We start from the raw sequence: 13506 nt of genomic DNA, 5'->3' as shown, positions 1-13506 counted from the left end.
GCCCGTTTCGTGTCGTCCTGTCGTTTATGGCCCGTCATTCCTGCGGCTGCTTCACCCTGGCCTCCACCGCGTCGGCGGGCGAAACGGCGGCGGGGCGCGGGCGCAGCATCCGATAGACCTGCCAGGCAATGGAGAGCCCGGCCAGCGCGAGGAAGCTCCCAGAGATCGGGTTGGTCAGGAAGCTGGTGGCGTCGCCGTCCGCCAGTTGTAGGCCGCGCCGGAAGTTGGTTTCGGCCATCGGGCCAAGGATGAAGCCGATGATGAACGGCGCGGTCGGGATGCCCGCCTTGACGAATGCGTATCCGAGAACGCCGAAGCCCAGGATCGTCCAGATATCGAAGATGCGGCTCGCCAGCCCGAACGCACCCACCGCGCACAGCACCACGATCACCGGCAGCAGGATGTGCTTGGGGATCGCCAGCAGGCGGATGAACACGCGCAGCCCCCAGAACTCGAGGATCAGCATCATGACGGCCGAAAGGATCAGCGCGGCGAAGATCGTGTAGACGAACTCGCCCTGCGTGATTAACAGCATCGGGCCAGGCTGGATGCCGTGGATCATGAAGCCGCCCAGCAGGATCGCCGTCACCGCGTCGCCGGGGATGCCCAGCGTCAGAAGCGGGATCATTGCGCCGCCGATGCCGGCATTGTTGGCCGTCTCGCTGGCGACGACGCCCTCGATGGTGCCCTTGCCGAACTTTTCCGGCGTCTTCGAGCGGCTGCGCGCCACGATGTAGGAAATGATGTTCGACGTTCCCGCGCCGATGCCCGGCAGGATGCCGATGCCGATGCCGATCACCGACGAGCGGAAGCCGTTCGGCAGTTGCCCGAAGAATTCCTTGAGGCTGAAACCGAAGCCCTTGATCCTGGCTATCACCGGTGCGCCGATGCTCCCGCCTGCCCGGCTGCTCTCCGCCACCTTGATGATCTCGGCGATCGCGAACATGCCGACCAGCACGGTCAGGATCGAGAAGCCGGCGTTCAGCTCCACCTGTCCGAAGGTGAAACGACGTATCGCATCCACCGGCGCGATGCCCACGGTCGATACGGCGAAGCCCGCAACGCCCGAAAAGATGCCCTTTATCATCGAGCCTGACGAAAGCGTCGCGATCAGCGTCAGCGAGAACACGGCGATGGCGAAATATTCATGCGGCCCGAACGAGAGCGCCGCCCGCGCCAGATAGGGCGCGATGAACATCAGTGCGACGATGGAGAGGATCGTGCCGATGAAGGAGAACACGATGCCGACGCCCAGCGCCTTTGCGCCCTCGCCCTTCTCCATCATCGGCCCGCCGTCGAATGTGGTGGCGATGGAGGATGGCGTGCCCGGTATCTTGAGCAGGATCGCCGAGATCAGGCCGCCCGAGGTCGCGCCGACATAGAGCGCCACCAGCAGGGCGAGGCCTGCGGCCGAGCTCAGCCCGTAGGTCATCGGCAGGCACAGCGCGATCGCCATCACGGCGGTCAGGCCCGGCACCGCGCCGAACACGATGCCGACCGCGACGCCTATCGTCACCAGCAGGAAGATTTGCGGCGCGAAGACGTTGGAGATGCCCTGAAGGAAGAGGTCCCACATGGTCCGGTCCCTTACGGAAGATAGCGTGTGAGCGGGCCTGCCGGCAGGATCAGGTCGAAGCCGTAGCGGAAGGACACGAAGATGACTGCGGCGCACACCGGCGCCAGCACGAGATAGAACAGGTAGTTCGGCTTCCGGTCGGCCGGCGTCAGCACGATGAACTGCAGGAACAGGTAGATCGCGGCAGCCACCGGAAAGCCCAACGGCCGTATCAGCACCGTGAAGCCCGCAAACAGCAGCAGGGTCTTCACCACCGTCGCGTAATTGGGCTTCCCTTGCGTCGGCGTCTCGTCATCGACATCCTGCTCGACAGCCACGTCCGTCGCCGTGCGCCGCCACGCCACGAAGGTCTGCGCCAGACCCAGCGCGACCATCGCGAAGGCCAGCACATAGGGAATGAAGGCGGCGTCGATGGTGCCGCGGCGCGGCACTCCCGTCGTCAGGTAGAGATAGATGGTGCCAGCAGCCAGCATCATGATGCCGACGAGCATTTCCCTGGCGCGCGCGTCCTGCATGGTTCGCTCCCAAGCCGGGTGACGGAAGCGCGGCCCGGTCCGGACCGCGCTTCGTCCCTCGCATTGTCAGTCGGGCGTCAGCGTGCGGCCTGCAGCGCGTCGCGATACTGCATGTAGTTTTCGCGAATGGCGTTCAGCCGCTCAAGCCCTTCTTCCTGGTTGTAGAAGGAAACCGGCTGCTTGAACCCCTGCTCCAGATCCGCCGCATATTCCGGGATCTGGGTGATCTCTTCCATGATCTCGCCCATGCGCGCCACGATGGCGGCATCCGTGCCCTTCGGGAAGGCGATGATGTAGGGGTTGTTCATGACGAAGTCGATTTCCTGCTCGGCGAAGGTCGGGATTTCGCCCAGCAGCGGGTTGCGCTCCTCATTGGGCTGGCCGAGCACGACCATCTCGCCCGAGGTGTGGTAGTCCTGGATCGCGCCGTAAGCGATGCCGGCCACGTGAATGCGGTTGCCCAGCAGCGCTGTGATCTTCTCGGCCGCGGAGCCTGTATCGACGATGCGCATCTCCGCACCGGTCTGCTGCTGCAGGATGAGGCCCTGAAGATGCGAGTAGCCGCCAAGCTCGGTGCCGAAAATCACGCTGCCCGGCTCCGCCTCGGTACGCGCGATCAGGTCGTCGGTGCTGGTGATGCCCGACGACTTGCTGGTCACGAAGACCGCGCCCTGGTCGATGGCCGGAATGCAGCAGATTTCGAAGTCGTCGATGCCGTAGTCGGCAAGGCCCGACACCTCGGTCACGATCAGATGGCCGGTATGGCCGAACAGCATCGTGTAGCCGTCCGGCTCCGACGAACGCACTTCCGACGTCGCGATGGTCGCGCCGCCGCCGGGCATGTTGGTGATGACCATCGACGTACCGGTGATCTGCTCGAAATACTTCGCCATCGTGCGGGCGTTGAAGTCGGTGTCGCCGCCGGGGCTGGCGCCGATGATGACGTTGACGGTGCGTGTCGGCCAGTCGCTCTGCGCCAGCGCGCTCGTCGACATAAGCGCTGCCGCGCCAAGGGCCATAACGCTCGCGAGCGTTTTCTTCATGTCAGTTCCTCCCATCTCGGTTATTCGTGTGGCAAGCACCACTGACGTTGCACTAATATATTTGTGCATGATACGCAAGAGCCGCTGTCGGATGCCGGCTGTGGACAGGCCGATTGGCAAACCTCGCATGCGCTGCGTAAATGCCGGGCAGAAACGGGAATCACGCGATGAGTGCAACACGGCGCAGGCGGTCACTCGCCGACGAGGTCTACGACCAGCTTCGCCGCATGATCGTCATGCTGGAGCTGCGCCCCGGCGAAATTCTCGTCGAAAAGGAGCTTTGCGAACGCTTCTCGGTCAGCCGCACGCCGCTTCGTGAGGCGGTGCTGCGCCTTGCCGAAAACGGGCTGGTGACCGTCGCGCCGCAGCACGGCACGTTCGTCGCGGGCATCGACGCGCGCGCGGTGCGGCAGGCGCATTTCCTGCGCAGCAACCTCGAAATCCCCGTCATCCGCCAGCTTTGCGCCGTGCCCGCGATCGACCTTGCCGAGCCGCGTGGCCTGTTGGTCAGGCAGCGCCTGGCCGAGAACGATTTCATCTCCTTCATGCCGCTCGACGACAGGTTTCACCAGTCGCTCTTCGCGCTCGCCGGCATGGGCGAACTGTGGGGTCTCATCCATTCCCGCAAGGCGCATCTCGACCGCGTTCGCTTCCTGCAAGGGCCGCAGGACGGCAAGGTGCCCACCCTCATCGAGGAGCACCAGGGCATTCTCGACGCGGTTGCGCGGAGCGATGCGCAGGGCGCCGAAACCGTGCTGCGCAAGCACATCGCGGGCGCGGTCCTTTACATGGAAGAACTGCTCCTGCTGCGGCCCGACCTGTTCGCCGCCACCGAGTGAGCGGCCTTCCCGTCGCGATGCGGGCTTGCCGCGCGCCGGATTTTGACCCACTAATGTATTAGTGTTCATAATCGACGGCCGAAATGTCCCTATCGTTCTCCCTTGAGCCGGAAAGCTCGCCCGGCGTGCATGCCGACCTGCGCAGGCGCATCATCGCGCTCGACCTGCCGCCCGGCAGTCCGCTGTCGCGCGCCGAGCTTCAGGCGCGCTATGCCGTCAGCTCCACTCCCGTGCGCGACGCCCTGCTGCGGCTGAAGGAGGAAGGGCTGGTCGAGATTTATCCCCAGTCGCGAACGGTCGTCAGCCGCATCGACCTTCGCCACGCCCGCGAGGCGCATTTCCTGCGCAGTTCGGTCGAGCGCAACATCGTGCGCACCCTCGCCTCCAACCCGCCGGACGCACTGGTGCGCAAGTTGCGCCACATCGTTTCCCTTCAGGAGCAGTACGCACAGGAAGGCGATCTGGAGGCCTTCGCCGGCCTCGACATGGCTTTTCACGAAACGCTTTTCGACGCCTCGGGCTATCAGCGGCTGTTTGCGGTCATCCGGCGCGAGAGCGTTCATATCGACCGGCTGCGCGCCTTGCATCTCCCGCTGGGCGACAAGGTCGCGCGCATCGTGGCCGATCACCGCCGCGTGCTCGACGCCATCGCGGCGGGATCGCCGGAGGGCGCGGAGGAGGCGATGGCGCACCACCTTTCGCAGTCGATCGCCATCGCCAACATGTTGAGCAGGGATCGCCCGGACTATTTCCGCTACGATCCCTAACCTGTTTAAGGCTCAGCCCCGCAGATCGGCCGGCAGCGTCTCTTCCGGCAGGTTCTGGTAGCACACCGGCCGCAGGAAGCGACGGATCGACAGCGTGCCGACAGAGGTGTGGCCGAAATTGGTGGACGCCGGATACGGCCCGCCATGCACCATCGAATCGGCCACTTCCACGCCCGTCGGGAAGCCGTTGGCGAGGATGCGGCCGGCCTTGCGCTCGAGGATCGGCATCAGCGAGCGTGCCAGCGCCGTGTCGCCGCCGTCCATGTGCAGCGTGCAGGTCAGCTGTCCCGCTAGGCTCTTTGCGATGCGGCGCATCTCATCCTCGTCCTTCACGCGCACCACGAGGCCGAGCGGGCCGAACACTTCCTCGCCCAGATCGTGGTTCGCCAGCCAGGTCTCGCCGGTCGTCTCGAACAGGTAGGGCGTCGCGTTTCGCATGTCGCAGGTGGACGTCAGCAGCTCACGCACGCCGGTGGACGCCGCCATGCGGTCGCGCCCCTTGCGGTAGGCGCTGGCGATGCCGTCGGTCAGCATCGTCTGCGGGCCGACCTGCGACAGCGCGGCCTTTGCCGTCTCGACGAACGCATCCGCATCCGCCCCGTCGATCACCACCGCGATGCCGGGATTGGTGCAGAACTGTCCCGCACCCATCGTCAGCGATCCTGCCCAGCCCTTGCCCAGTTCCTCGCCGCGCGCGCCCAGCGCGGCGGGCAGCAGGAACATGGGGTTGACCGAGCCCAATTCGCCGAAGAACGGGATCGGCTCAGGCCGCGCCGCGCACAGGTCGAACAGCGCGCGTCCGCCGCCCAGCGATCCGGTGAAGCCTACGGCCTTGATATCGGGGTGCTGCACGAGCGCTGAGCCCACCTCGCGGTTGCCGCCCTGGATGAGCGAGAACACGCCCGGATGCAGGCCCAGCTTCTTGCGCGCCGCATCGACCGCCTCGGCCACGATCTCACCGGTGCCCGGATGAGCTGAATGACCCTTCACCACCACCGGGCAGCCGGCAGCCAATGCGGCGGCGGTGTCGCCGCCGGCCGTGGAGAACGCCAACGGGAAGTTCGACGCGCCGAACACGGCCACCGCGCCGATCGGGCGCTGCACCATCTTCAGGTCGGGACGCGGCAGCGGCTGGCGGTCCGGCAGCGCCTCGTCTTGGCGGCGGTCCAGATAGTCGCCTGCAAGGATGTGCGATGCGAACAGCCGCAGCTGGCCGGTCGTGCGGCCGCGCTCGCCGTTGAGGCGCGCTTCCGGCAGGCCGGTCTCCTGCGAGCCGATCTCGGTGATCTGCGCTGCGCGCGCCTCGATCTCGTCGGCAATCGCGTTCAGGAACGCGGCGCGCTCCTCGCGCGAGGAGTAGCCGTAGGACCAGAAGGCCTCCTCGGCCGCCTTGCACGCGGCATCCACCAGTTCCGGCGTGCCGACTGCGAAGGCGTGCGCCGGGCCCGTCGCCGGCTCAGACTGGAACGTGCCCTGCCCGTCGACCCACTCGCCTGCGATCAGGTGCTTGCCGTGCGGCGTATATGTCATGCGTCGTCTCCTTCATGCGTGGTGGCTTTGCCGGAAGCGAAGGGCTTACGGCGGTTCCGGCTGGCGGTCCAGACCTACGCCGCAATTGGCGTGAAGCTGAACCGGGTTTTCTGAAGATAGGTATCGTGCGGGCGCAGGATCACGTCGCCCAGTTGCGGCAGGTTGACCGCGTCGTTGAAGCGTGTTGCCTCCAGGCACAGGCCGGAGCACGGCAGATGCGGCCGCCCGTCGAGGCCGGGCACAGGTGCCGCCGCCGCGTAGCCGTTGTAGAAATGCAGCCCCGGCTCGGTGGTCGCCACGTCCATGCGCAGGTCCTTCCTGCTTCCCGTCAGCGTCGCGGCGTGAACCGGCAGCCCCCTCGGCGAACCCGCAAGCACGAAGCTCGCATCGAACCGCTCGTCGGCCGATAGCGTGCGCGGCTCGCGGAAGTCGAAGGCGCTGCCCGCCACGGCCAGCTTGCGCCCGGTCGGCAGGCCCTCCGCGTCGAACTCCAGATACTCGCCGGCCGCGATTTCCAGCGTGTGACCGTCGATCTGCCCGGCGCCGTCGAGGTTGAAATAGCTGTGGTGCAAGATGTTCACCGGCGTCGGCGCGGTCGTCGTCGCGCTCAGTTCAACGCACAGGCCGCTCTCTTCCAGCGTGTAGCGGCATTGCAGCGTCAGCTCACCGGGATAGCCCTCGTCCCCGTCGGGCGAGCGGATTTCGAGCGTCGCCGTCTCGTCCGTCGCATCGACGATGCGCCAGTTGCGCCGCCCCAGCCCGTTGAACCCGCCATGCAGATGGTGCCGTCCGTCGAGGTTGCGGCTCAGCGCAAACTCTTGCCCGTCGATCGCCAGCCTGCCGCCGCGCGTGCGCCCGCCATAACGCCCCACATTGGCGCCCTGGTTGCGGGAATGGTCGAGATAGTGCTCCAGCCGCTCGAAGCCCAGCACCAGCGGCCGTGCTTCGCCGTGCAACGAGATGCGCAGATCTCGCAGCACCGCGCCCCACGAGATCACCTTCGCCTGCATGCGCCCGCACCGCAGCGTGACCTCGTGGACGGTGTCGCCGTCTGGCAATGTGCCGAACCTGCTCGCCGCCGTCATCCGCATCCCTGTCCAGTTGCCCGGCCGCCTTCTTTTCAGTACTGAACCCAAATGTAAACAGAAAGGACAAATCCGGATGCGCACCATCATGGCTTTCGGCGACAGCCTGACATGGGGAACCGATCCCGTCGGCGGCGGCCGTCATGCCTTCGCAGACCGCTGGACCAGCGCGCTGGCGGCCGGGCTCGGCCCGCAATACGCGGTCATCCCAGAAGGCCTCGGCGGGCGCACGACGGTCTTCGACGACCACGCCGCCGCCTTTGACCGCAACGGCTCCAAGGCGCTGCCGATGCTGCTCGCCACCCATTCGCCGCTCGATCTGGTCATCATCATGCTGGGGGCCAACGACCTCAAGGCCAGCATATCGCCCAGCGCCCACGGCGCACTTGCAGGCATGGGCCGGCTGGTCGAGATCGTGCGCAGCTTTCCTTACCGGCCGCAGATGCCGGTGCCGAAGGTATTTGTCATTTCTCCTCCCCACTTTCGCGATTGCGACAATGGCGAGGGCCCGGCCTCCGGGCGCATCGTCGCGGAATCGCACAAGCTCGCCGCCGGCTATCGCCAGATCGCGGAAGCCAATGGATGCGGCTTCTTCGACGCGGCAACCGTGGCGACGGCGCACGGGTCGGACGGCGTCCACCTCGATGCGCAAAACACCCGCGCCATCGGCGCCGCGCTGGTGGAGCCGGTCCGCGCCTTCCTCGGCTGAACGGTCATAACCGTCCGCCTTGTGCCACCAAATGCTACGGCCAGCGTTATTGACGCGCCCCGCGCCTGCGCACATCGTCGCCGGGCAATACCGGCACGGAGGAGGCCTGTGGCGATGAGCGAGCTGACGATCTGGACCTATGACTGGGTGCCCGAGGGCCCGCGCGGCTTCGTGCGCGACCTGCGGCTGAGATGGGCCTGCGAGGAGGCCGGCCTCGCCTACGAAATCAAGACCGTCGCGTTCGACGACCGCGCCACCAATCATCTCGACCGCCAGCCCTTCGGCCAGGTGCCGTTCATCGACGACGGCGCGGTGCAGATATTCGAGAGCGGCGCCGGGCTGCTGCATCTGGCCCGCAGGAGCGAGAGACTGATGCCGCGCGATCCGGCCGGCGAGGCCGAGACGACGCAATGGATCATGGCGGCCCTCAATTCCGTCGAGATGGTCAGCGTGCCGTGGTGGTTCCTGGAGGTGACCGGCGCGAAGGAAAACCACCTCACCGGCTGGCTGGAAAGCCGCCTTGCCCACATTGAGCGCGTGCTGGGCGAGCGGGAATGGCTGGCAGCCGACCGCTTCACCGCAGCCGACCTTCTCATGGCCGATGTCATGCGCGTCGCAAAGCTGCGTGCGTTCGGAGACCGTCCCGCCACCGAAGCCTACGTGGCCCGCATCACCGACCGCCCCGCCTTCCACAAGGCCCACGCCGACCAGCTCGCCCACTTCGCAGCTGGCGACGCGAAACGGGCGGCGGGGTGAGGCTGGGGCGCAAATGGACCCCTCCTGGCCGCCTAAGAGCAGACAACGCCGCGTCACTGACTGAGAGGCTATGACGCCCTATCCGTGGCTGCGGCAGCCAACAGCTGCGCCATCCGCTGAACTGCGAAGACGTAGCCTTGGGTGCCGAAACCAGCGATGACGCCAGAAGCCACCCCTGAGACGTATGAGTGGTGACGGAATGGCTCGCGCTTGTGGACGTTCGAGATGTGAACCTCGATGATCGGATGATCGAACGTGTTGAGCGCATCGAGGATTGCGACCGACGTGTGGGTGAACGCCGCCGGATTGATCACGATGCCCGTGGCGTTCTCCCGTGCATCGTGGATCCAATCGATGATCTGCGCTTCCGCATTGCTTTGCATGAACGTGACGTCAAGGCCATTATCCAAGCCAACTTGAATACACGCGTTCTTGACGTCCTCAAGCGTCTCGTGACCGTAGATGTGGGGCTGGCGCTTTCCCAGCAGATTGAGGTTGGGCCCGTTGATGACGTAAATCGTATTCACGCGTTCACCTATTCTGATGCTTTCGGCAGCAGGTTTCGTTGAGAGGAGAGTTCGGGATCGGACTCAGTCACGTCGACGCGAAGAGCGAACCTGCCGCGCGACCAAGCTTCGGGGACCGTTGTGGACGCCGCGTCGAAGACAGCTTGCGAGAAGGCTTTGCGGACCTCCCTGCTCCTTCCAGGTGCCATCCTTATGGTGATCTGGACGAACTGGTTGAGCGGGTTCTCGTCGGCGACGAGGGAGTAGTGGGCGCCGCGTGCGAGCGTCCTCACGACGTTCGGGGCGAAGTGGCCGCTGGATCGGGCGGTCCGGTGCACGGCTTCCACCAGCCGCGCCATATCTACCACCTCGTTGGCACCGGAGCTGTAGTCGATCAGGATATGCGGCACGCCGAGCCCCCTATGCGACGAGCGCGGCGAAATGGCTGCGCATCCTTGCCGGGTCCGCTTCGATCCCGGCGAAGAGCTGGAGTGCGCCAACGGCCTGATAGACGACCATACCGCCGCCATCCAGAACCCTACAGCCTGTTGCCCTCGCGTGGGCAAGCAATGGAGTGACGAGCGGCATGTAGACGATGTCCGCGACCCACTGGTGGGAGCGCAGCAGATCACCATCGAGAGGTAGGCCCGGATGCTTAGCCATGCCTGTCGGCGTCGCATGGATCAGTCCATCAGCTTCCGACATCGCCTTTGGGATGTCGGTTGTCACGACGGCGCGGTCCGCACCGAATTCGTCGTTCAATCTGGTCGCCAGATCGTTCGCGCGCTCTCGCTCGACGTCATGTATGAGCAAGGTCCTGACTCCAAGCGCGAGTGCGGCATGCGCGACGGCGGAGCCGGCTCCGCCCGCGCCGAGAAGCAGGGCGCAGCCCCGCGGCACGTCGGGAAAGGTTAGGCGGAAGCTCTCATGGAAGCCGTACCAGTCCGTGTTGTGCCCGGTCCGCTTGCCGTCGCGCAACACGACGGTGTTGACCGCGCCCAGCGAGCGCGCTTCCGGAGACAGGTCGGTGAGATGTTCGATGACCGCCTGCTTGACCGGAAAGGTGATGTTGACCCCGGCGAAGCCCCTGTCCTCGACCTCTTTCAGGATCAGCGGCAGGACCGCGGCGCCGCCGGTGCGAACGGCGAGGTCGATCAGATCGTACGAATAGTCGAAACCGTGATGGGCGGCTTCCCGCTCGTGCAGGGCGGGCGACTTCGACGCCTGGATGTCTGCGCCGATCAGGCCGACCTTGATCCTGGGTTTCGCGCCGTGCGCCCTCTTTTCACTCTGCGGCATAAGAAGAACCCGGCTCCTAGCGTTTCGGGGATGTTTCATTTGACGCTTCGAAGAGCTGTCGCGTGCACGCCATCAGATGCTGGATATGGTAAGCCGCAGAGCACCCCGGCTCGCTCAGCGGCACTTCGATCGAGATGCTGGCCTCAGGCCGCAGGGCCTTGAGCAGAGCGTGAAGGGGAAGCTCTCCCTCTCCCGGCGGTAGGCGGCCGGCGCGGGCTTCAGCCATCATGGCCTCGGCCGTCTCAGGCGCGGGGCCGGCTACGTCGCAAAGCTGAACGCTGCGAACACGCGCGAGCCCGCTGTGCAGTTGAGCCATGTCTCCGCCATTGCGGAAGAAGTGAATCGCGTCGACGAGAACGCCGGAATTGTCGGCGGCGATCGAGGCGACCAACGCATCGGCCTGGGCATAGGTCGCGATCGATCGCCAGCCCATGTTCTCCATGTCGACGCTCACGCCATAGGGGAAAGCCAGTTCACACAGAAGGGAGAAGTTGGCCGCCAGTCTTGCGTAATCGGGGTCGTCGCCGGCGACGGTAAGTCGGGTGGCCCGCAGTTCAGCCGCAGCCTCCAGTGTGGGCAACATCGTCCGGGGATCGAACCCAGCGTCGATCACCACGGCCTCGATGTCATGGACTTCGATGCTCAGGTCCACGCACAGGCGTGACAGGGAGCGCAAGGCATCGGAGCCTGCGCGAAGCGGATAATGCGGCGCTCCGGCAAATGGAGGACACAGACGCAGCCCGATCCTCCCATAACCGGCCGCCGCAGCCAAACGCGCGAACTCGTGGGGTGGGACATTGATTGCCGAGAAGTGGGCAAGGCCTAGTTTCGGGATCATGGCGATCTCAGGCCGCTTCACGGGCAAGGATCGCGGTGATCGCAGCGACATAGCCGTGTACCTGAAGCCCGGCGATGACGGCCGTCGCGACCGGCGAGATCAGCGACTTGTGGTAGACCGCTTCTCGCCTGTGCACATTGGAGATGTGGAGCTCGATAATTGGCCCCTTGAACATCTTTAATGCGTCGAGGATCGGAATGGACGTGAAGGTGAGACCGGCCGGATTGATGATGATTGCCGAGCCGTCGTCGATGGCCTCGTGGATCCAGTCCACGACCTGGCCTTCCCAGTTCGACTGCCGAAAGACGATTGCTCGCCCACCAGCCGCCTTGCGGCACATTTCCTCCACCTCGGCCAGAGTGGTGTGGCCGTAGATTTCAGGCTCCCGCTTGCCGAGGCGATTGAGATTCGGACCATTGATCACGTAGATCGGCTTGCTCATCCGGTCAGCCCTGATAGCCGAAGAGACGGGGCAACCAGAGCACCGTGTCCGGGAAGAATGTGATGATGAAGAGCGAGAGGAACATCGTGTAGAGGAACGGGAGCACCTCGCGAACGATGTCCCACAGCGGGGCGTTGGCGATGCGCGTCATGATAAACAGGAGCAGGCCATAAGGCGGGGTCACCAGACCCAGCATGATGTTCACCACGCAGACGATGCCGAAATGCACGAGATCGATGCCCAGCGCCTGCGCAGACGGGATGAACACCGGAATGATGACAAGAATAATCGTCGTGCCTTCGAGCAGGCATCCAAGCAAAAGCAGGATTACGTTCACGATTATGAGGAAGGTGATCGGCGAAAGATTCCAGCCGGTCAGCAGTGCGCTCAGCGACTGAGGGATATTCTCGATCGTCACCACATAGTTGAAGACTATGGCGCCGGCGATCAGCATGCCGATCGAGGCGGTGGTGCGTGCGCTCGCCAGAACCGATCGATAGAAGTCGCCAAAGCTCACCGAACGATAGAGAATGACAGAAACGACCAGCGCATAGGCAGCCGCGATCGCCGCCGCTTCCGTGGGTGTCGTGACGCCCGAATAGATGCCACCAAGCAACACGACCGGCATCAACAGGGCGGGAAGCGCTCTCCAGGTGATCATCGGTATGTCACGTAGCGGAGTTGGGTTCTCGACGGGGAAATTGCGCTTTCGAGCCTGGAACGCGATCAGGATCATCTGGAAGGCGGCCATGAGCAGGCCAGGCACCACCCCTGCCAAGAAGAGGTAGCCGATCGACGCGTCCGATACGAGTGCATAGATGATGACAGGGATCGACGGCGGAATAATGGGGCCGATAACGGCGGTCACCGCCGTCAGCGCTGCCGCATAGCTGGCCGGATAGCGGCCGTCGGCGGTCATCATCTTCTGTGTCAGTTTGCCCGACCCGGCGGCGTCGGCGATCGCTGAGCCTGACATGCCAGCGAAGATGATGGATTGCATAACATTGACGTGCGCCAGCCCACCGCGGAAACGGCCAACAAACGCATTGCAGAAATGCAGCAACCTCTCGGTCATCGAGCCGATGTTCATCAACTCGGCAGCCAGAATGAACAGAGGCACGGCTAGTATGATGTAGTTTGTGTACATCCCGTTGAGGAACTGTTCGGCGGCGGTACCCATGTCGAGGCCGGCCATCCACAGATAGAGGACGGACCCGGCAATCATGGCGTGTCCGATCGGCAGGCCAAGCATTGCAAGCGTGGTTATGGCGATGACCGACAGGGAGAATGGGCTTGCGAGGTTCATACGCCCGACCCCGCCTTGGTCGGATCGAATTCGTCCGGTGCGGAGCCGCGGAGCACGACCCACGACAACCAGACGTAACGAATGAGGATGGCCACCACGAAGACGACGTAGATAGAAAAAACCCAATCGAAGCGGAACTTGAGGTAGGCTGTCTTCTCGACCTTCATGAAGGTCACATAGTCGTACTGGCCTGCCCCTATGAGGTGGTCCGGTTTCAGTTTTAATGCATGATCGGCTTTCCGGCCATTGCCTGTGCAGATGGTGGTGCCGTTCTACGGTTCGGCGCCGGCCAGAT

At 64.5% G+C, this 13506-nt stretch carries 16 protein-coding genes; 4 read left to right on the top strand and 12 right to left on the bottom strand.

The features are described from left to right. Positions 1-34: 34 nt before the first annotated feature. From FY036_RS09440 to FY036_RS09430, 3 genes are all read right to left on the bottom strand, one after another. Complete coding sequence (locus FY036_RS09440; protein ID WP_148914484.1) at positions 35-1576, bottom strand: tripartite tricarboxylate transporter permease; 1542 nt, start codon at positions 1574-1576, stop codon at positions 35-37. 11 nt (positions 1577-1587) lie between these two features. Further along, complete coding sequence (locus FY036_RS09435; RefSeq protein WP_148914483.1) at positions 1588-2091, bottom strand: tripartite tricarboxylate transporter TctB family protein; 504 nt, start codon at positions 2089-2091, stop codon at positions 1588-1590. Between the two features lie 77 nt (positions 2092-2168). Then, positions 2169-3134, bottom strand: coding sequence for a tripartite tricarboxylate transporter substrate binding protein (locus tag FY036_RS09430; protein ID WP_148914482.1), 966 nt, complete (start codon positions 3132-3134; stop codon positions 2169-2171). A gap of 167 nt (positions 3135-3301) precedes the next feature. Here FY036_RS09430 and FY036_RS09425 point away from each other — a divergent pair, with 167 nt between their 5' ends. Together FY036_RS09425 and FY036_RS09420 are read left to right on the top strand one after the other, a co-directional pair. Then, on the top strand, positions 3302-3973 hold the full coding sequence (locus tag FY036_RS09425; protein WP_148914481.1) for a GntR family transcriptional regulator: 672 nt from the start codon (positions 3302-3304) through the stop codon (positions 3971-3973). An 83-nt stretch (positions 3974-4056) separates the two neighbouring features. Next, positions 4057-4740, top strand: a complete 684-nt coding sequence (locus FY036_RS09420; protein ID WP_148914480.1) for a GntR family transcriptional regulator — start codon at positions 4057-4059, stop codon at positions 4738-4740. 12 nt (positions 4741-4752) lie between these two features. On the opposite strand, the gene FY036_RS09415 is transcribed toward FY036_RS09420, so the two are convergent. Next, entirely contained in the window at positions 4753-6270 is a 1518-nt protein-coding gene (locus FY036_RS09415) for an aldehyde dehydrogenase (NADP(+)) (RefSeq protein WP_148914479.1), read from the bottom strand. Positions 6271-6344: 74 nt separating this feature from the next. Continuing rightward, positions 6345-7355 carry an aldose epimerase family protein gene (locus tag FY036_RS09410; protein WP_161601120.1) on the bottom strand — a complete coding sequence of 337 codons (1011 nt, stop codon included), beginning with the start codon at positions 7353-7355 and terminating at the stop codon, positions 6345-6347. Between the two features lie 76 nt (positions 7356-7431). Here FY036_RS09410 and FY036_RS09405 point away from each other — a divergent pair, with 76 nt between their 5' ends. Further along, positions 7432-8064 carry an SGNH/GDSL hydrolase family protein gene (locus tag FY036_RS09405; protein WP_201744734.1) on the top strand — a complete coding sequence of 211 codons (633 nt, stop codon included), beginning with the start codon at positions 7432-7434 and terminating at the stop codon, positions 8062-8064. Positions 8065-8178: 114 nt separating this feature from the next. After that, on the top strand, positions 8179-8820 hold the full coding sequence (locus FY036_RS09400) for a glutathione S-transferase family protein (protein WP_148914477.1): 642 nt from the start codon (positions 8179-8181) through the stop codon (positions 8818-8820). 68 nt (positions 8821-8888) lie between these two features. Here FY036_RS09400 and aroQ read toward each other — a convergent pair whose 3' ends face one another. The 7 genes from aroQ to FY036_RS09365 are packed head-to-tail and all read right to left on the bottom strand — an operon-like array spanning position 8889 to position 13378. Beyond that, entirely contained in the window at positions 8889-9347 is a 459-nt protein-coding gene (gene aroQ / locus FY036_RS09395) for a type II 3-dehydroquinate dehydratase (protein WP_148914476.1), read from the bottom strand. Positions 9348-9355: 8 nt separating this feature from the next. Then, a complete protein-coding gene (locus FY036_RS09390; protein WP_148914475.1) occupies positions 9356-9736 on the bottom strand; it encodes a 5-carboxymethyl-2-hydroxymuconate Delta-isomerase in 381 nt (126 codons plus the stop codon). 10 nt (positions 9737-9746) lie between these two features. Then, positions 9747-10625: a shikimate dehydrogenase gene (locus FY036_RS09385; protein WP_148914474.1), complete on the bottom strand. Its 879-nt coding sequence runs from the start codon at positions 10623-10625 to the stop codon at positions 9747-9749. 16 nt (positions 10626-10641) lie between these two features. After that, positions 10642-11463, bottom strand: a complete 822-nt coding sequence (locus tag FY036_RS09380) for a sugar phosphate isomerase/epimerase family protein (protein WP_148914473.1) — start codon at positions 11461-11463, stop codon at positions 10642-10644. Positions 11464-11470: 7 nt separating this feature from the next. Beyond that, positions 11471-11905, bottom strand: a complete 435-nt coding sequence (locus tag FY036_RS09375) for a type II 3-dehydroquinate dehydratase (RefSeq protein WP_148914472.1) — start codon at positions 11903-11905, stop codon at positions 11471-11473. A gap of 4 nt (positions 11906-11909) precedes the next feature. Next, positions 11910-13211, bottom strand: coding sequence for a TRAP transporter large permease (locus FY036_RS09370; protein ID WP_148914471.1), 1302 nt, complete (start codon positions 13209-13211; stop codon positions 11910-11912). After that, entirely contained in the window at positions 13208-13378 is a 171-nt protein-coding gene (locus tag FY036_RS09365; protein ID WP_235897608.1) for a hypothetical protein, read from the bottom strand. Before FY036_RS09365 ends, FY036_RS09370 begins: the two co-directional genes overlap by 4 nt. Positions 13379-13506: the final 128 nt, after the last annotated feature.

It is taken from the genome of Neoaquamicrobium microcysteis (assembly GCF_008180155.1).
Classification (GTDB): domain Bacteria; phylum Pseudomonadota; class Alphaproteobacteria; order Rhizobiales; family Rhizobiaceae; genus Aerobium; species Aerobium microcysteis.
The sequence above is the reverse complement of the archived record's forward strand: the minus strand, read 5'-3'. Positions and strand labels throughout refer to the sequence as shown.